The following is a 17156-nucleotide window of genomic DNA, read 5'->3' on the forward strand; positions in this document are numbered from 1 at the left end:
CGGTGGACAGGGCCTGGCGAAGTAGTGCGGGAACATGTGGATAACTTTCGTCCCCAAAATCCTGCACATCTTGTCCACAACCGATCCCGCCGATTGTCCACGAAGTTGTGCGTTGCGACCGCCGCCCGCCTTCCCGACAATGGCCCCACGGTGTTCGCAGGCCTGATGCGAAGGCCTGAGGGGCCTTACTCGCTGAGCTTGCGGATCAGCTTGTCCCAGTCCTCTCGCAACTTGCCGTCGGCCTCCATGAGGCTGCGGATCTGGCGGCAGGCGTGCAGCACGGTCGTGTGGTCACGACCGGCGAACGCATCGCCGATCTCCGGCAGGCTGTGTTCGGTCAGTTCTTTCGCCAAGGCCATCGCCACCTGCCGCGGACGCGCCAGTGAACGCGTGCGCCGCTTGGACAACAGGTCCTTGATTTGCAGACCATAGTAGTCTGCCACGGTCTTCTGGATATTGGGGATGCTGATGGCCTGCTGCTGCGCGCGCAGCAGGTCGCGCAGGGTTTCCTGGGCGAACTCCGTGGTGATCGCCCGGCCAGTGAAGTTGGCCCGCGCCGCCAGGGTGTTGAGCGCGCCTTCCAGATCGCGCACGTTGCTGCGCATCTTCTTGGCGAGCAGGAACGCCACGTCGTCGGGAATCTGCGCGCCGCGCTCGTGCGCCTTGGCGAGGACGATAGCCGCGCGCGTTTCGAAGTCGGGCGGATCGATCGCCACGCTCAAACCCCACGCCAAGCGGGATTTCAGACGCGGCTCCAGGCCCTCCACTTCGCGCGGATAGCGGTCGCAGGTCAGGATGATCTGCTGGCGGCCATCGAACAGCGCATTGAAGGTGTGGAAGAACTCTTCCTGCGTGCGGTCCTTGCCGGCGAAGAACTGGATGTCGTCGATCAGCAGCGCATCCACTTGCTGGAAGCGGCGCTTGAACTGATCCATCGACTTCTCGATCAGCGCCTTGGTCATCGCGCTGAAGAACTGCTCGCTGCGCAGGTACAGCACGCGCGCGGACGGGTTCTGCCGGCGCAGTTCGTTGCCCGCGGCGAACATCAAGTGGGTCTTGCCCAGACCGGTGCCGCCGTACAGCAGCAAAGGGTTGTGCGCGCGGTCGCCCGGCTTCTGCGCGGCTTGCCAGGCAGCGGCGCGGCCGAGCTGGTTGCTGCGGCCCTCGACGAAGTTGTCGAAGGTGTAATGCGTGTCCAGATTGCCGTCGAACGGTTCCACCGGCGCCGCGTTGGCGCGAAGGCTGCCTGAGGTGGCCGGTGCCGTGCTTGGCTCGGCAGGCTTGTTGCGCGAACCGATCTCCAGCGACACGTCGTCGTGCCCGGCGAAATGATCGAGCAATTCGCGGATGCGGCCGAGGTAGCGCTCGCGCACCTGTTCCACGATGAAGGCGTTCGGTGCGTACAGCACCACGGCATTGCTGCGCTGCTCGGCCTGCAAGGGCTTCAGCCAGGTGTGTACGTCCTCGGCCGGCAGTTCGGCTTCCAGGCGTTCGAGGCAACGGGGCCAGGCATCCATCAGGTGGAACAACTCGCGATAGGTATTGGGGTCGAACACGCTGTCCCGCGATGCCGGCGCCGGTATCGCGGAGGTGTCGTCGATGGGGCCGGCCAGACTACCACCGGGGCCCCGACCCGCCAACGATCCTGTGCATAAGATGTGGATGAATGGACGAACGGCGCGCCGACCCCGCATCAGTCGGACCGCTTGCGATGAAAGCAGAGGGGGAGTTGACCGTAAGCCGGTGCTTCCTATAGAATTTCCGGTTCTTTCCACCCGAACACGCCCGAGGGCCCCATGGCCACCAAGCGCACTTACCAACCCAGCAACCTGAAGCGCAAGCGCGACCACGGTTTCCGTGCCCGTATGGCCACTGCCGATGGCCGCAAGATCCTGGCCCGTCGCCGTGCCAAGGGCCGCAAGCGCCTGACCGCCTGATGGCGGCTTGGTCGCTTCGTGCGGCCAAGGCACCCATGCGTTCCTTGCATCACCAGAAGCCCGCCCGGTCACGAGCGGGCTTCTTGCTGAGATGAGCACCGGCTTCCCGCGTTCCGCGCGGGTACGCGCACGCGCTGACTATGCGCGCGTGTTCGACAGTGCCCGACGTACGTCCGATCCCCTGATGAGCCTGCACTGGTTGCCGGGCGACGGCCCTGCGCGCCTTGGTCTGGCCGTGTCGCGCAAGGTGGATACGCGCGCCGTCATGCGCAACCGGATCAAGCGGCAGCTGCGCGAGCATTTCCGCCGGCTGCGCGACCGTCTTCCTGGTGGCGACTACGTGGTGGTCGCGCGCGCGCCGGCGGCCAAGACCGAACCGCTCCAGCTGCGCGCCACGTTCGAACGCGTCCTGACCCGTGCTGGCGCATTGCCCGCATCGGCACCGGGCGGCACAATGCCGCCGGGCTTGAATTCGCCGCCGCCGCCACCCACTCCTCTTTCTCCGACCAAACCGGTTACCGACGCCGGTTGAGACTGCCTGCCTGATGAACCAGACCCGTGTATTCCTGATCTTCGCCTGGCTGATGGTGGCGACCCTGCTGTGGTTCGAATGGAGCCGGGACAAGGCAGCGCCCGCACCGGCGGCCACGGTGGCCGCCCAAACCACGGGCGCCTCGACCGGCAGCACGGTGCCTTCAGCGACCCCCGTCGCGGCGACGCCCGCCGGAACGGTACCGGCCGCACCGACGGTGGCGCCCGCGGTGGCTGGTGCCTCGCCTGCCGCTCGCTCCGCGGCCGCGCGCGTGACCCTCAGCAACGACGTCCTGCGCCTGGTGCTGGATGGTGGCAGCGTGTTGCAGGCCGACCTGCTGCATTACCCCGCCAGCAAGACCCCCGGCAGTGGCCCGGTGCGCTTGTTCAGCGATGATCCGCAGCATTACTACGTTGCCGAAAGCGGCTGGGTCAGCAGTGGCGCCCAGGCGCCCGACCATCATGCGTTCGTACCGGAGAACGGTGCGGGCGAAGCGGTCCTGGCCCAGGGCAGCGACAGCATCAGCATGCCGTTCGTGTGGCAGGGCCCGGATGGCGTCACCATCCGCCGCACGTACACGCTCAAGCGCGCCAGCTACGAAATCGAAGTCAGCGACCAAGTGGTCAACGCTGGTGCAGGCACCTGGCAAGGCACTGTCTACCGCCAACTGTTGCGCACGCCGCCGCAGGTGAAGAGCGGCATGACCAATCCTGACTCCTTCAGCTTCAACGGCGCCACCTGGTGGGACGGCGGCTACCAGCGCCGCAAGTTCAACGAGGACTACCTGGAAGACGGCCGCGTCGACAAGCAGGTCAAGGACGGCTGGATCGCGATCCTGCAGCACCACTTCTTCAGTGCGTGGATCCCGCAGTCCACCGATACCACCACCATCTCGCTGGATACGCCTGCCGGCAACACGCAGGCACTGATTCGCGAAATGGGTCCTGGCGTGAACGTCGGTCCGGGCCAGCAGGCCACCACGACCGCGCGTTTGTGGGTAGGGCCCAAGCTGGTCGACAAGATCAAGCAGACCAACGTCACCGGCCTGCACCGCGTGGTGGACTACAGCCAGTTCGCGATCTTCGACTTCATCGGCCAGGGCCTGTTCTTCATCCTCAACCTGTTGCACGGCTTCATCGGCAACTGGGGCTGGTCGATCATCGGCCTGGTGATCCTGGTGAAGCTGGCGCTGTATCCGCTGTCGGCGGCGCAATACAAGAGCTTCGCCAAGATGCGCAAGTTCCAGCCGCGCATCCAGCAGTTGAAGGAACGCTACGGCGACGACAAGCAGAAGTTCCAGGTCGCCATGATGGAGCTGTACAAGAAGGAGAAGATCAACCCGATGGGCGGCTGTCTGCCGATCCTCGTGCAGATGCCGGTGTTCCTGGCGCTGTACTGGGTGCTGGTCGAATCGGTCGAACTGCGCCAGGCACCGTGGTTCGCCTGGATCCAGGACCTCACTGCGCGCGATCCGTACTTCATCCTGCCCGTGCTCAACATGCTGGTGATGTGGCTGACGCAGAAGCTGACGCCGGCGCCGGGCATGGATCCGATGCAGCAGAAGATGATGCAGTTCATGCCGCTGGTGTTCGGCGTGATGATGGCCTTCTTCCCCTCGGGCCTGGTGCTGTACTGGGTGACCAACGGTGCGCTCGGCCTGCTGCAGCAGTGGTGGATGACCAAGCGTCATGGCGAATCGGCCACGCCGCCGAAGACCGCCATCGCGAAGTAAGCCGCGACACGGTAACCGCCACGAAGCCCGCCCTCCGGCGGGCTTCGTGTTTCCGCTACGCTAAAAGCCCGGGCCAACGCGATATCCCATGAACGCAGCACAGGACACCATCGTCGCGATCGCCAGTGCGCCGGGCGCGGGCGGCGTCGGCATCGTGCGGTTGTCGGGTCCCGAAGCACGTCGCATCGCGCAGACGATTTCAGCGCGCACGCTGCACCCGCGGCGCGCGCACCACGTCCGATTCCTCGAGGTCGATGGCGTCGTCATCGATGATGGCATCGCGCTTTCCTTCCCTGGGCCTGCCAGCTTCACCGGCGAGGATGTCGTCGAACTGCAAGCCCATGGCAGTCCTGTCGTACTGCAGCAACTGGTGGCGCGCGCCTGCTCGCTCGGTGCTCGTGTGGCCAGGCCGGGCGAATTTTCCGAGCGCGCCTTCCTCAACGGGAAGTTGGATCTGGCGCAGGCGGAAGCCATCGCCGACCTGATCGCCGCTGCCGATACGCGCGCGGCTCGCGCGGCTCGCCGATCGCTCGACGGTGCGTTCTCGCAACGCGTCGACGCGCTGGGAGCGCACCTGCTGGCGCTGCGCGTGCATGTCGAAGCCGCGATCGATTTTGCCGACGAACCGCTCGATACCCTGGGCGGCGAACAGGTGCGCGCGCGCTTGTCCGTCGCGCGGGAAGGGCTCGATACGCTGATCGTCGATGCCGAGCGTGGGCGCAAGCTGCGCGATGGTGTCCATGCGGTGATCGTGGGTCCCCCCAACGCAGGCAAGAGCTCGCTGCTCAATGCGCTGGCGGGCAGTGACCGTGCGATCGTCACCGATGTCGCCGGCACCACGCGCGACACGTTGCGCGAGACGATCCGCCTGGATGGGCTCGAGCTGCATCTGGTCGATACCGCCGGATTGCGCGACGACGGCGATGCCATCGAGCGCGAAGGCATGCGTCGCGCGCGCGCCGAACTGCAGCGCGCCGACCTGGCGCTGGTGGTGGTCGACGCGCGCGACCCGGGTGCGGGACGCTCCGCCGTCGCCGATGACATCGCCGGCGTGCCCGCGGTCCTGTGGATCCACAACAAGATGGACTTGCTGGCCGACCCACCACGGGACGACGCCACGACCGTGCATGTCTCGGCGGCGCGGGGCACCGGTCTCGGCACGCTCCATCAGCGACTACGCGCGCTGGCGACCGGGCATTCGGTCGAGGGTGCCGAAGGCGAGTTCTCTGCGCGCGCGCGCCATGTCGAGGCCCTCCAGCGGGCAGCTGGCCACGCCGGAACGGCCCACCTGCACCTGCAGCACGAGCACCTGGAACTGGCCGCGGAGGAGTTGCGCCTGGCCCACGACGCGCTGGGCGAAATCACGGGTCGGATCAGCGCCGACGACCTGCTGGGCCACGTGTTCTCCACGTTCTGCATCGGCAAGTAGCGCTCAAGCCACGAATCGCGATAAAAGTGTGACGTGCATCAAGTGTGGTCGGTGAGGCGCCGACGTACCCTGAGCATCGGGTAGGGGTACCCGAAACAGGCATCGCACCGCTCTCCACTGGGCCTTTGGCCGGGAAGAGGTGTCCGGAGAGCGGGCCCGCACCGACCGATCCGCCCCGAAGCCGCGCGCCGGCGCCGGGGCATCGCCATCATTAGAAACGTTCTTTGGGGGAGTAGAAACGATGTCCTTGATTCGCAAGACCGGGCGCCTGCGCTATGCCGCGCCGCTGTTGCTGGTCGTTGCCGTGGCCGCCTGCTCGAAGCAGGATGAAGCCGCTGCACCGGCCGCAACCACCGCCGCCACGCCTGCCGCCACGCCGCCCCCGCCGGCGGTGTCCGCCCAGGTCCAGGCCATGGATGCCGACGCCTTGCGCGAAGCGGCCACCAAAGCGCTGCGCGAAAACCGTATCTACGCCCCCGGCGGCGACAACGCGATGGAGTACTACCTCGCGCTGCGCGACAAGCTCCCCAACGATCCGGGCGTCACCAGTGCACTGACGGACCTGTTGCCTTACACGGTGATCGCGGCCGAACAGAGCATCGCGCGCGAGGAGTTCCCCGAAGCCCAGCGCCTGGCAGCGATCATCGAAAAGGCTGATCCGAAGCAGCCGGCGTTGCCGCGCCTGCAGCAGAGCATCACCACGGCCCAACAGGCGGTCGCCCAACGCGCCGTCACCGACGAAGCCGCCAAGACGAAAGCTACCGAAGACGCGAAGCTGAAGGAACAGCAGCGCCTGACCCAGCAGGCCGAACAGCAGCGCGCGACCGAAGCCGCTGCCGCGCAGCAGCTCGCACAGCAGCAGGAAGCCGCACGTGCCGAAGCCGCGCGCCAAGAGTCCGAACGCCAGGCCGCCGCGCAACGAGAAGCTGCCGAGCGCCAGGCCGCCGCCGCGCGTGCGGCGGCGCCCGCGGCCGCACCGAGCCAGGCGCTGCGCGCCGTCAGCACGCCTGCACCGCGCTATCCCACCGAAGCCCTGCGGTCCGGTACCCAGGGCGAGGTGCTGGTCGAGATCACCGTCGGTACCGATGGTTCGGTGACCAATGCGCGCGTCGTACGCGCCACGCCCGCTCGCGTATTCGATCGCGAAGCGCTGAACGCCGTACGACGTTGGCGGTTTGAGCCGGTGGATGCGCCGGTGACCACGCGCCGGACGATCGGCTTCAGTCCGGGCGGTTGATCGCGCCCGATGGGAACGAAGACGCCGGCCTTGCGCCGGCGTTTTCGTTTTCCGCCCTCAATGCAAACGGCCACCGCGAGGTGGCCGTTTGGACGAAAACGACACGGACATCAGCCGGCGATGGCGAGCTTTTCCTGGTGATAGCGACGCACCGCCGCGAACCACAGCAAGGCCGCCACGCCAAACGCCGCACCCACGTAGATCAGCCATGTCTGCGCGCTGATGTACTCGTTGCGGATGACCTTGAGCAGCAACTGGTTCTGGGCCAGGAACGGCACCGCGAACTGCCAGAGTTGGCTCTTCAGCGGATTCGCCATCAGCGCGAACGTGGGGATCATCGGCAGCAGCATCAGCCACGTCATGTGGCTCTGCGCCTCCTTCATGCTCTTGGCCGACGCCGCCAGGTACGTGAGCAGCGAGGTGCCGATGAACAACATCGGGACCAGGATCAGCAGCATCTTGCCGATCGCCAGGAAGGACACGTTCAATTGCCGTCCCAGCGTGCCCGCGAATTGCGCGCTGAACTTGAAAGCCAGCAGGGTGAGCAGCAGGGTGGCCAGGCCGATCACGCACGCGGCGGCGATCTTGCCGCTGACGACGGCACTGCGTGGTGCGGGGGTCGCCAGCAAGGGCTCAAGCGACTGGCGTTCGCGCTCGCCGGCCGTTGCGTCGAGGATCAGGTAGGCGCCGCCGATGAAGGACGTCAGGATCAGCAGGTAAGGCAGCAGCACCGATAGCAGCATGCCCTGCTTGGCCTCCGGCGTGGCCATGTCCTGCAAGCCGATGTTGACCGGTCGCGCGACCGACGCATCCACGCCGCGTGCGAGCAGGCGCAACGCACCGACTTGCTGGCTGTAGGCGTTCAGCGCCGCCTGCAGGCGTTGCGTCGGGATGTCCGCGTCACGACGCGTGCTGTCGCGGATGATCTCGACCAGGGCGGGACGACCGTTGCGCCAGTCTTCGGCATAGTCGGGGCTGATGCGCAGCGCGGCATCGATCTCCTGCGAGCGGATCGCCGCATCCAGGTTCTCCGGCGCCGCTGCGGCGGTGATGCCGTTGGTGGCGAGGAACTTCACCAGGTTAGGTGCGTGCTCGGCGCCGACCATCGGGATCTCCAGCGTCTTGTCGACCTGGGTACGGATGCGGTTCTCGGTCAGGTAGCCCATGCCGAGCATCAGCGCCGGATACAGCAGCGGGCCGAGGAAAAGGGCGAGCGCCAGCGTGCGGCGATCGCGGGAGAGGTCGCGCAATTCCTTGCGCATCACGGTGAAAACGATGCGGAACATGTTCATGCCACCAGGCCCTCCTCCGAACCGATCACTTTGACGAATGCATCCTCCAGGTTGTCCTCGCCCGCTTGTTCGCGCAGCTCGTCGGCGGTGCCGGCGGCGACCACCGTGCCCTTGGCGATGATGACGATGCGGTCGCAGAGCGCGGCCACCTCTTGCATGATGTGGCTGGAGAAGATCACGCAGCGGCCTTCGTCGCGCAGCTGGCGCAGGAAGCCGCGCATCGCGCGCGTGGTCATCACGTCCAGGCCGTTGGTCGGCTCATCGAGGATGACGTTGCGCGGGTCGTGGACCAGTGCGCGGGCGATCGCGGTCTTGGTGCGCTGGCCCTGGCTGAAGCCCTCGGTCTGGCGGTCGAGGATGTCGCCCATGTCGAGCGCATCGGACAGTGCCTGCGTGCGTGCCGCGATCTGCGCCGCCGACAGGCCGTGCAGTTCGCCGAAGTAGGCGATGTTCTCGCGTGCGGTCAGGCGCTTGTACACGCCGCGCGCGTCGGGCAGCACGCCGAGCGCGCGGCGCACCGCGACCGGATCTTGCGTGGCGTCGATGCCGTCCACGGTCACCTGCCCGCGGTCGGGCGACATCAGGGTGTACAGCATGCGCATGGTGGTGGTCTTGCCTGCGCCGTTCGGGCCGAGCAGGCCGGTGATCTGGCCGTCGCGGGCGGTGAAGCTGACGCCGTCCACCGCGGTGACGGTGCCGGTCTTCGTCTTGAAGGTCTTGTGGAGATCGTTGGCGATGATCATGAGGTCATGTCCATTGAGTTGGGCGGGCGCGCAGGGCGCGGCTCACGGCTCCCAGCCGTTGAAGCTGGTGAAGGGCGGTACGTAGTCGAGGCTGTCCAGGCATTTCGCGTCCAGGCCCTTGGCGTCGGCCGTCTCGAGGAATCGGCCCAGCAGCTTGGGCATGCAGCCCACGGCGAACGTGCCGTGGCCCTGGCCCTTCAGCACCAGGTGGCGGCCGTTCGACAACGTGCGCAGCACCTGCTCGCCATAGCGCGGCGGGGTTACCGGGTCCATCTCGCCGGACGTCACCAGCGTCGGGATATCGGAGGTCCACGCGGTGTGGAAATCCGCCGGACGCGTGCCGGTCGGCCAGGCGCCGCATTGCGCCTTCAGGGTGTCGCCGAGCGCGTTGCCCAGCACCGTGTCGCTGTCGGCGGGATCGTTCTTCAGCAGGTCCGCATCTTCGGCGCAGATCACCGAGAGCTGCATGCCGTGCATGAACTGGTCGCCGACCTGCGTTTCCAGCAGCTTGGCCAGCGACATCAGCGAGCCGTAGCGGCCTTGCTGGGCTTCGTTCAACACCAGCGGCAGCAACGCCGCGCCCTGCGGGTAATAGGAGTACATGCGGGTGATGCCCGCGACCGTGCCGGCGGTGACCTCGCCGGTGACCAGCTCGCCGGTGGACGGGTCGCGGTACTCGGTCTTCACCGGGGTGGTCGCCAATCCCGTCATCAGCGTGCGCAGCTGGCCGCGCAGGTCGTCGCCGAAGCGCTGCTTGCAGGTCGCGTCCGCCTGGCAGCGCTGGAACTGCAGGGCCAGCGCGGCGTCCAGGTTGCGCGCATGTTCGCTGCCCAGCACGAGCTCGTTGGGTACCACGCCGTCGATCACCACGCTGCGCGTGCTGTCCGGGTGGTGCATCGCGTACTGCTGGGCCACGCGCGTGCCGTACGAGCCGCCGACCAGGTTGATCTTCGTCGCCCCCAGCGCCTTGCGCACGCTGTCCAGGTCGCGCACGGCATCGCTGGTGGTGTAGAAGCGCGGATCGGCCTGCAGCGACGCCGCGCAGGCGCGGGCGAATTCGACCGCCGACGCTTCGCTCATGTCCTCGGCATCGCCGTAGGCATTGCGGCCTTCATCGTCCTTGCAGGACAGCGGGTTCGACTTGCCGGTGCCGCGCTGGTCCACCAGCACGATGTGGCGCGACTTGCGTACCTCGCGGAAGGCGCCATCGATGGCAGGCCAGACCTGCACGGCCGACTGGCCCGGGCCGCCGGCGAGGAAGAACACCGGGTCCTCGGTCGCCGCGCCTTCGTTGGTGGCGGGCAGCCAGGCGATGTTGAGCGCGACCTTGCGGCCCTCCGGCTTGGCCGGATCCTCGGCCACCTCGTACGTCGTGCATTGCGCTTCGACGTTGGTGGTCAGGTAGGGCGCGGTCAGCGTGCAGGGCTTGAAAGAGAGCTCACCGTAGTGGCGGACGGCCTGCTGGTCGGGGCCCGGGGCCGCGCCATTGCAACCGGCGAGTATCAAGGCGCCCAAGGCCGGCGCGAGTGTTCGACGAAACTGGAATTCCATGTATCTGTCCCGTTGTAGGCTGGTTCCAGCATGCCATGACGGGGCAGAGGGACGGATGTGACCGAAGGCCGATGCGCCCGGTGCTATTTGCTGCTGACCGGCTAAAGATCAACCTAGACGTATAGGCACAGCGAACGTACGGCGCTTCTGATGACACCTACTGTTCTAGGGTATGAGACAACTCGTAAGAAATCAGACGGGCGGCAATCTTGAACTTGGTCAATCGAGATCCACCAGTAGATCTCGGATGGAAATGCCCAATGCATTGCTTATGAGCCTGTGCAGATTTTTGTGTAACCGGATTTCGGTTTACAGCTGAGGGAGTCGTCCCTCGAACTGGATCGTAAACTGGTTCAACGCGGCCTTCCAGTCGCGGATCGGCAGCGTCCACTTCTTGCTGATGTTGCGCAGCGCCAGGTACATCAGCTTCACCAGCGCTTCGTCGGTCGGGAACGCGCCGCGGTGCTTGGTCAGCTTGCGCAGGCTGAAGTTCACCGACTCAATCGCGTTGGTGGTGTAGATCACCTTGCGGATCTCCGGGGCGAAGTCGAAGAACGGCGTCAGCCGCGCCCAGTTGCGACGCCACGATTGGCTGATCGGCAGGTACTCGGCGTCCCACTTGGCCTCGAACTCGGACAGGCGCTGCTCGGCTTCCGCCGCCGTGGCGCAGGTGTAGATGCGCTTCAGGTCGGCGGCCACTTCCGGTCGGCGTTTCCAGGTCACGTAGTTCAGGCTGTGTCGGACCATGTGCACCACGCACAGCTGGACCAGCGTCTGCGGGAACACGGCCTCGATCGCTTCGGGGAAACCCTTCAGCCCGTCGACGCAGGCGATGAAGATGTCCTGCACGCCGCGATTGCGCAGCTCGGTCACCACCTGCAGCCAGAACTTCGCCCCTTCCGTCTGCGCCAGCCACAGGCCCAGCACTTCCTTCTCGCCGGCCAGCGTGACGCCAATCGCCAGGTACACCGCCTTCACCCGCACCGCGCCCTCGCGCACCTTCACGTGGATGCAGTCGAGGTAGACGATCGGATACACCGCATCCAGCGGCCGGCCCTGCCACAGCTTGACCTCGTCGACCACCGCGTCGGTGACCGAGGAGATCAGGCTGGGTGACACTTCCGTGCCATACATTTCCTGCAGGTGCGCCTGGATCTCGCGCACCGTCATGCCGCGGGCGTACAACGACAGGATGCGCTCGTCGAAGCCGTTCCAGCGCCGTTGGTGCTTGGGCACGATCTGCGGCTCGAAGCTGCCTTGCCGGTCGCGCGGCACCTCGATCGGCATCTCGCCGAAGTCACCCTTCAACACCTTGCGGCTCTTGCCGTTGCGGGCGTTGCCCTCGGCGTTGCCGACCGGGTCGTGCTTCTCATGGCCCAGGTGCTCGGCCATCTCGGCTTCCAGCGCCCGCTCCACCAGCAGTTTGGTCAGCTGCTTGAGCAGGCCGTTCTCGCCGATCAGGTCTTCGGGCTTCTTGTAGTTGGCCATCAAGCTGGCCAACAATTCCTCAGGTACTTCGTGCTTGCGGGTTGTCATCGTGTCTCCGGGTCTGGCGGCAGTTTCCTGCCAAGGGCCCGGTTACACAAAATTTAGGACAGGCTCCAAAGTCGATTTACCGCATTGTCCACTGTACCCACTTCGACGAGCCGAGCACTCCCAGTCGATAGGAGCAATTCGGCCAGTTTGGGGTGCTGAGTAAACTTCGCACGAAGGACGCCACGCATGCGGTCGAACTTTGTTTTAGCCCAGTCGGGCTTTACATCCCAAACGTAGAGGCCATGTGCAGCCATGGCCGCCAATGCGGGTGTTGGCGCTGCCAGGATCCAATCTCGCACAACCTCCTTCCGCGCCTTTCCGGCCTGGTAAGCGTGTTCGGCGGTCGGGTAAACAAGACCTTCGAATTCAACTTCAGACCTGAAGAGATTACTGAACACGCCATACGGCTTTTCGTTTGAGCGGTAGAAGCGTACCTCGTCCACCGCCTGGGCGGCTTGCGCCGAGCGGGGCTTCATTGCTTTAGCGGTCTTAGGGGGCTTTGCGGTCTTCTTTGTCATGCGCGGGCTCCGTTTCTATTTCGTCGATGCTGATCTGAAGCGCTTCGCAATGATTGAGGATTAGCACCTCAACCAAACTGGTCAGGCTGCGCCTGTCGCGCTCTGCCGCGATCTCGGCGGCGGCCTTGATGGCCGGCTCGATCCGAAGCGTCATCACTGCCGTCTTGCGGCGTGGCCTTCCTCTGGGCATTCCAACCACTCAGGTGCTGTGATATGCAATCTTAACACAGTCTTTAGTATGTAAAAGTGCAGTACATTATTCCTTGCTAATAGTATTGAACTTAGTCGCGACACAGGTTGAGACTGGCCAGGGCGCTGCCGGAATCTGCGCGGTGAAGTGGACCCACTCCGTACGTCCTCAAAGGCAGCTTTGCTGACCCGCAGCCACATCCACGATGCGGAATTGGCCGCGCACCAGTTGCCCCCTCGCATCCCCACCAAGAACAAGGCGATCAACAAGCTGGCTCACTGCTAGGCGACACAAGACATGCCGGGCTCAAAAAACGGCCGAAATGCCAAATTTTCTTGATCGATCGTCCAAACATGCGGCTGCAAGAGCTGAAATGGCGGCCGAGCAGCGGCTGAAAGGTTGTCGCCGTGCAGCTGCGAGCCACGCCAAACCCCCGCCGGCAGGTATCAGGCCGCGCCACCGAAAGGTGTTCGCCGTGTAGCTGCTAGCCGTACAGAGCCCCTCGCGACAGAAGCTGGCAGTACCTCGGATAAAGCAGCCGCAGACGGCTACGAGCACAGAAGCCTTGCGTACTCGCACAGCCGTCCCAGCTGGGGAAAAGTCGCACGCCGTGCGACGGACATTGCGCACTTCTGGCTGCAAACAAACGGCCGACAAGTTGGCCGTTTAAACGCACTTCGTTCAGAAGTGGAAAGCACCTTATAAACCCGGAAAACAGGGCTTTACACGCCGGTGTACGTAACCGACACGAAAGTCATGTCAATCAGGTTGACAGGGCCCACCCCCGTCGCTACGTTGATAACTTGAAGCGGACACAACTGTATTAAGGCGTGCTCCGCAGGCAAGAAAAAACCCAGCCGTTGAAGACTGGGTTTGTTCTTTAAAACGAAGAACGCATTTTGGTCATCACGAGAGCGTTGGCGCGCTAGCGAGATGACTAGAAACGGGCAGTGGGAGTTAACGAGAACGACTCTCCTGCCGGACCGTCCTAGGTGCGTCCGCGTCGAACTGAGTGGCCCGACAAAGATGATAATTCCCGTATCCCGAAATTGTGTCAACTCGGGAACTGACCCTAGGCCAAAGACCGTTCTCTCACGCAACACGGAGACGAACATGAGCCTTACGGCCAAGATCGTGTCGGTGCGCGCCTACACCCGCAGCCGTTTCGGCCGCCGGGAACTGGTCCGCCGCCACTTTCGTTCGCGCCCGCGCCGCTAAGCGCGCCTCAGTGCCCTCCCTGGCCTGTTTCAGGGGAGAGGTAACCCGCGCTGTGTGATCGCGCCGCTACCGAGCAATCGGGCCCGGTCAGCAACATGAAGGCCGCCCGTAGGGGCGGCCTTTCCTACCTGTGGTCGTGGACCCTGCCGGTGGCGCTGGGAGGGTTGATCGGAGGGTTAACCTGATTCACTTAGGTGAGCAACAGCCGCGATGAGGAGCCTGTGCAGATTTTTGTGTAACCGGATTTCGGTTTACAGCTGAGGGAGTCGTCCCTCGAACTGGATCGTAAACTGGTTCAACGCGGCCTTCCAGTCGCGGATCGGCAGCGTCCACTTCTTGCTGATGTTGCGCAGCGCCAGGTACATCAGCTTCACCAGCGCTTCGTCGGTCGGGAACGCGCCGCGGTGCTTGGTCAGCTTGCGCAGGCTGAAGTTCACCGACTCAATCGCGTTGGTGGTGTAGATCACCTTGCGGATCTCCGGGGCGAAGTCGAAGAACGGCGTCAGCCGCGCCCAGTTGCGACGCCACGATTGGCTGATCGGCAGGTACTCGGCGTCCCACTTGGCCTCGAACTCGGACAGGCGCTGCTCGGCTTCCGCCGCCGTGGCGCAGGTGTAGATGCGCTTCAGGTCGGCGGCCACTTCCGGTCGGCGTTTCCAGGTCACGTAGTTCAGGCTGTGTCGGACCATGTGCACCACGCACAGCTGGACCAGCGTCTGCGGGAACACGGCCTCGATCGCTTCGGGGAAACCCTTCAGCCCGTCGACGCAGGCGATGAAGATGTCCTGCACGCCGCGATTGCGCAGCTCGGTCACCACCTGCAGCCAGAACTTCGCCCCTTCCGTCTGCGCCAGCCACAGGCCCAGCACTTCCTTCTCGCCGGCCAGCGTGACGCCAATCGCCAGGTACACCGCCTTCACCCGCACCGCGCCCTCGCGCACCTTCACGTGGATGCAGTCGAGGTAGACGATCGGATACACCGCATCCAGCGGCCGGCCCTGCCACAGCTTGACCTCGTCGACCACCGCGTCGGTGACCGAGGAGATCAGGCTGGGTGACACTTCCGTGCCATACATTTCCTGCAGGTGCGCCTGGATCTCGCGCACCGTCATGCCGCGGGCGTACAACGACAGGATGCGCTCGTCGAAGCCGTTCCAGCGCCGTTGGTGCTTGGGCACGATCTGCGGCTCGAAGCTGCCTTGCCGGTCGCGCGGCACCTCGATCGGCATCTCGCCGAAGTCACCCTTCAACACCTTGCGGCTCTTGCCGTTGCGGGCGTTGCCCTCGGCGTTGCCGACCGGGTCGTGCTTCTCATGGCCCAGGTGCTCGGCCATCTCGGCTTCCAGCGCCCGCTCCACCAGCAGTTTGGTCAGCTGCTTGAGCAGGCCGTTCTCGCCGATCAGGTCTTCGGGCTTCTTGTAGTTGGCCATCAAGCTGGCCAACAATTCCTCAGGTACTTCGTGCTTGCGGGTTGTCATCGTGTCTCCGGGTCTGGCGGCAGTTTCCTGCCAAGGGCCCGGTTACACAAAATTTAGGACAGGCTCTTCGGCCAGATCAATTGGCACAAAGATCAGTCTTGATCGTGTGCTGAGACTGGAAGAGGGTTCTACCTTGCCTCCCTTGACGCCATACTTGACCGAAACGGGCACCTCGCCTCGTTTGCGCCAAGATGACTTCCAGTCGATCTCGCGAGGGAAACAGGTCAAGCGAAGCTGGTTCGCTTCTGAAATCCTAAGTCCCGTTCTCATCATCAGCTCAAACATCAGCGCCTTCACTGGATGCCGTGCCTTGACCGACGAGATCCAAGGCTGGAGCTCAGTAAGCATTGGCAGCCGTTCTAGCGCAGAGCTCTCCCTAATCTGAATCCTTCCATGTCGAGTCGACGGAGGTTTGGAGTTGCGCCCACTAAGTGGGGGGCCAGATCCGCGTGATGACGGCACCTTGAAGGGACGTCGGTGTCCGCGAATCGCAGCCCAGCTCAAGAACGAACTGGCTTCATCCAGGTAGAGATTGACGGTGCTTGCTTCTAGGGGCTTACCGCTAGCCGACCCTTGCCCCCTAAGTAGTTGAGGCTGATATCTGAGTAGCAAATGATCCGGATACTCGATCTCTCTCCAGTCCAGATCTGGGTTCTTATCGAGCCATTGAAAGAAGGCACAAACTCGGGAGGCAATGTTCCCTCTCGACCTCTGGGTCGGAATAACTGGATCTTGACCGTCTCTAAGCCCCGGCGCCCACTCTCCCAACGAACGCTCTGTAACGTAGAGGTTGGCCTCCAAAGGGAAACCTTCCCGATCGTCAATAAGAATCGGAACGAACTGAAGCTTCGGTACCCGTAGCTTCAGAAAAAACTCGTCAGGGGGCAGCATCCAACGCATAAGCCAGCTCGGACGACGACTGGCTGAGCCTACCTTCAGAAAACAGGGCTTGTCACCTTGTCAACTAGCGTTTTGGAGGACTTGTACTTACGTACTTCTCGCGCCGGATCTGCGGGATCGGCAGGCCGTGCGCCTTCAGCGCGTCGAAGCAGGCATCCACCATGTTGGGGTTGCCGCAGAGGTAGGCGATGTCGCGCGCGGGATCGGGTACGAACTCGGCCAGCTGCTGCTGCACGTAGCCCTGGCGCACGTCGGCATGCGGATCGGTGGGCAGTTCGCGCGAGAAGCACGGCACGAAGCGGAAACCGGGATGCGTATCGGCGAAGTCGCGGAAATCATCGCCATACAGCAGTTCGCCCGGCGTGCGCGCGCCCTGCAGCAGGACCACCTCCACGCCGCGTTCGGCCATCAACGCTTCCAACTGCGGCAGCATCGCGCGGTACGGGGTCACGCCCGTGCCGGTGGCGATCAGCAGGTAGCGCCGGTTCTGGTCGCCGGGCATCAGGCAGAAGCGGCCGAACGGACCACTCGCCTCGACGTGGCCGCCCTCCGGTAGGCCTTCGAACAACGCCGTCGCCGCGCCGCCGGGGACGTAGCTGACCGCGATCTCCACGGCTTCGCCCGGGCCCAGCGCATGGTCGTGGATCGTCGCCAGCGAGTAGCTGCGCTTGGTCGCCGTGCCGTCGGCGTAGGTGAAATGCACCTGGATGAACTGGCCGGGGATGAAGTCCAGCGGCTGCCCGTCGTCGCGGACGAAGCTGTAGTGGCCCACGCTGGGCGCCAGCATGCGGCGTCCGACGAGCTTCAACGGGAAATGCGCGATCGCCAAGGCGGCTGGAACACTGTGTGGCCCGGGGCGGCCC

At 64.5% G+C, this 17156-nt stretch carries 14 protein-coding genes; 5 read left to right on the top strand and 9 right to left on the bottom strand.

Translation table 11 applies throughout. The features are described from left to right. Positions 1 to 185: 185 nt before the first annotated feature. On the bottom strand, positions 186 to 1517 hold the full coding sequence (gene dnaA, locus ACSION_RS01740; RefSeq protein ID WP_435306639.1) for a chromosomal replication initiator protein DnaA: 1332 nt from the start codon (positions 1515 to 1517) through the stop codon (positions 186 to 188). 279 nt (positions 1518 to 1796) lie between these two features. Between dnaA and rpmH the strand changes: the two genes are divergently transcribed. The 5 genes from rpmH to ACSION_RS01765 all read left to right on the top strand — a co-directional run bounded on the left by rpmH (position 1797) and on the right by ACSION_RS01765 (position 6867). Beyond that, a complete protein-coding gene (rpmH, locus tag ACSION_RS01745) occupies positions 1797 to 1937 on the top strand; it encodes a 50S ribosomal protein L34 (protein WP_027083663.1) in 141 nt (46 codons plus the stop codon). A gap of 91 nt (positions 1938 to 2028) precedes the next feature. Further along, the gene (rnpA, locus tag ACSION_RS01750) at positions 2029 to 2469 is read left to right on the top strand and encodes a ribonuclease P protein component (RefSeq protein ID WP_435304582.1); all 441 of its coding nucleotides are present in this window, start codon (positions 2029 to 2031) and stop codon (positions 2467 to 2469) included. Positions 2470 to 2482: 13 nt separating this feature from the next. Further along, complete coding sequence (gene yidC, locus ACSION_RS01755) at positions 2483 to 4201, top strand: membrane protein insertase YidC (protein WP_435304583.1); 1719 nt, start codon at positions 2483 to 2485, stop codon at positions 4199 to 4201. Positions 4202 to 4289: 88 nt separating this feature from the next. Further along, on the top strand, positions 4290 to 5630 hold the full coding sequence (gene mnmE, locus ACSION_RS01760; protein ID WP_435304584.1) for a tRNA uridine-5-carboxymethylaminomethyl(34) synthesis GTPase MnmE: 1341 nt from the start codon (positions 4290 to 4292) through the stop codon (positions 5628 to 5630). Positions 5631 to 5871: 241 nt separating this feature from the next. Then, the gene (locus ACSION_RS01765) at positions 5872 to 6867 is read left to right on the top strand and encodes an energy transducer TonB (RefSeq protein WP_435304585.1); all 996 of its coding nucleotides are present in this window, start codon (positions 5872 to 5874) and stop codon (positions 6865 to 6867) included. 110 nt (positions 6868 to 6977) lie between these two features. On the opposite strand, the gene ACSION_RS01770 is transcribed toward ACSION_RS01765, so the two are convergent. The 8 genes from ACSION_RS01770 to ACSION_RS01805 all read right to left on the bottom strand — a co-directional run bounded on the left by ACSION_RS01770 (position 6978) and on the right by ACSION_RS01805 (position 17122). Further along, positions 6978 to 8159: an ABC transporter permease gene (locus tag ACSION_RS01770; RefSeq protein WP_435304586.1), complete on the bottom strand. Its 1182-nt coding sequence runs from the start codon at positions 8157 to 8159 to the stop codon at positions 6978 to 6980. Next, positions 8156 to 8902 (bottom strand): ABC transporter ATP-binding protein, encoded by a 747-nt coding sequence (locus tag ACSION_RS01775; protein WP_093489086.1) that lies wholly within the window; start codon positions 8900 to 8902, stop codon positions 8156 to 8158. Before ACSION_RS01775 ends, ACSION_RS01770 begins: the two co-directional genes overlap by 4 nt. A gap of 42 nt (positions 8903 to 8944) precedes the next feature. Then, on the bottom strand, positions 8945 to 10453 hold the full coding sequence (locus tag ACSION_RS01780) for an alpha/beta hydrolase (protein ID WP_435304587.1): 1509 nt from the start codon (positions 10451 to 10453) through the stop codon (positions 8945 to 8947). 309 nt (positions 10454 to 10762) lie between these two features. Beyond that, entirely contained in the window at positions 10763 to 11989 is a 1227-nt protein-coding gene (locus tag ACSION_RS01785; protein ID WP_435304588.1) for an IS256 family transposase, read from the bottom strand. Positions 11990 to 12042: 53 nt separating this feature from the next. Then, positions 12043 to 12507, bottom strand: coding sequence for an NADAR family protein (locus tag ACSION_RS01790; RefSeq protein WP_435304589.1), 465 nt, complete (start codon positions 12505 to 12507; stop codon positions 12043 to 12045). Then, positions 12479 to 12661 carry a hypothetical protein gene (locus tag ACSION_RS01795; RefSeq protein WP_435304590.1) on the bottom strand — a complete coding sequence of 61 codons (183 nt, stop codon included), beginning with the start codon at positions 12659 to 12661 and terminating at the stop codon, positions 12479 to 12481. Before ACSION_RS01795 ends, ACSION_RS01790 begins: the two co-directional genes overlap by 29 nt. 1505 nt (positions 12662 to 14166) lie before the next feature. Continuing rightward, complete coding sequence (locus ACSION_RS01800) at positions 14167 to 15393, bottom strand: IS256 family transposase (RefSeq protein WP_435304588.1); 1227 nt, start codon at positions 15391 to 15393, stop codon at positions 14167 to 14169. Positions 15394 to 16357: 964 nt separating this feature from the next. Further along, the gene (locus ACSION_RS01805) at positions 16358 to 17122 is read right to left on the bottom strand and encodes a ferredoxin--NADP reductase (RefSeq protein ID WP_435304591.1); all 765 of its coding nucleotides are present in this window, start codon (positions 17120 to 17122) and stop codon (positions 16358 to 16360) included. Positions 17123 to 17156: the final 34 nt, after the last annotated feature.

The sequence above is a fragment of the Pseudoxanthomonas sp. LjRoot125 genome, from assembly GCF_964252705.1.
Taxonomy (GTDB): domain Bacteria; phylum Pseudomonadota; class Gammaproteobacteria; order Xanthomonadales; family Xanthomonadaceae; genus Pseudoxanthomonas_A.

Excerpts from the sequence above, each read along its gene's own strand:
- dnaA (WP_435306639.1), bottom strand. The coding sequence starts at position 1,517 with ATGGATGCCTGGCCCCGTTGCCTCGAACGCCTGGAAGCCGAACTGCCG.
- rpmH (WP_027083663.1), top strand. The coding sequence starts at position 1,797 with ATGGCCACCAAGCGCACTTACCAACCCAGCAACCTGAAGCGCAAGCGC.
- rnpA (WP_435304582.1), top strand. The coding sequence starts at position 2,029 with ATGAGCACCGGCTTCCCGCGTTCCGCGCGGGTACGCGCACGCGCTGAC.
- yidC (WP_435304583.1), top strand. The coding sequence starts at position 2,483 with ATGAACCAGACCCGTGTATTCCTGATCTTCGCCTGGCTGATGGTGGCG.
- mnmE (WP_435304584.1), top strand. The coding sequence starts at position 4,290 with ATGAACGCAGCACAGGACACCATCGTCGCGATCGCCAGTGCGCCGGGC.
- ACSION_RS01765 (WP_435304585.1), top strand. The coding sequence starts at position 5,872 with ATGTCCTTGATTCGCAAGACCGGGCGCCTGCGCTATGCCGCGCCGCTG.
- ACSION_RS01770 (WP_435304586.1), bottom strand. The coding sequence starts at position 8,159 with ATGAACATGTTCCGCATCGTTTTCACCGTGATGCGCAAGGAATTGCGC.
- ACSION_RS01775 (WP_093489086.1), bottom strand. The coding sequence starts at position 8,902 with ATGATCATCGCCAACGATCTCCACAAGACCTTCAAGACGAAGACCGGC.
- ACSION_RS01780 (WP_435304587.1), bottom strand. The coding sequence starts at position 10,453 with ATGGAATTCCAGTTTCGTCGAACACTCGCGCCGGCCTTGGGCGCCTTG.
- ACSION_RS01785 (WP_435304588.1), bottom strand. The coding sequence starts at position 11,989 with ATGACAACCCGCAAGCACGAAGTACCTGAGGAATTGTTGGCCAGCTTG.
- ACSION_RS01790 (WP_435304589.1), bottom strand. The coding sequence starts at position 12,507 with ATGACAAAGAAGACCGCAAAGCCCCCTAAGACCGCTAAAGCAATGAAG.
- ACSION_RS01795 (WP_435304590.1), bottom strand. The coding sequence starts at position 12,661 with ATGACGCTTCGGATCGAGCCGGCCATCAAGGCCGCCGCCGAGATCGCG.
- ACSION_RS01800 (WP_435304588.1), bottom strand. The coding sequence starts at position 15,393 with ATGACAACCCGCAAGCACGAAGTACCTGAGGAATTGTTGGCCAGCTTG.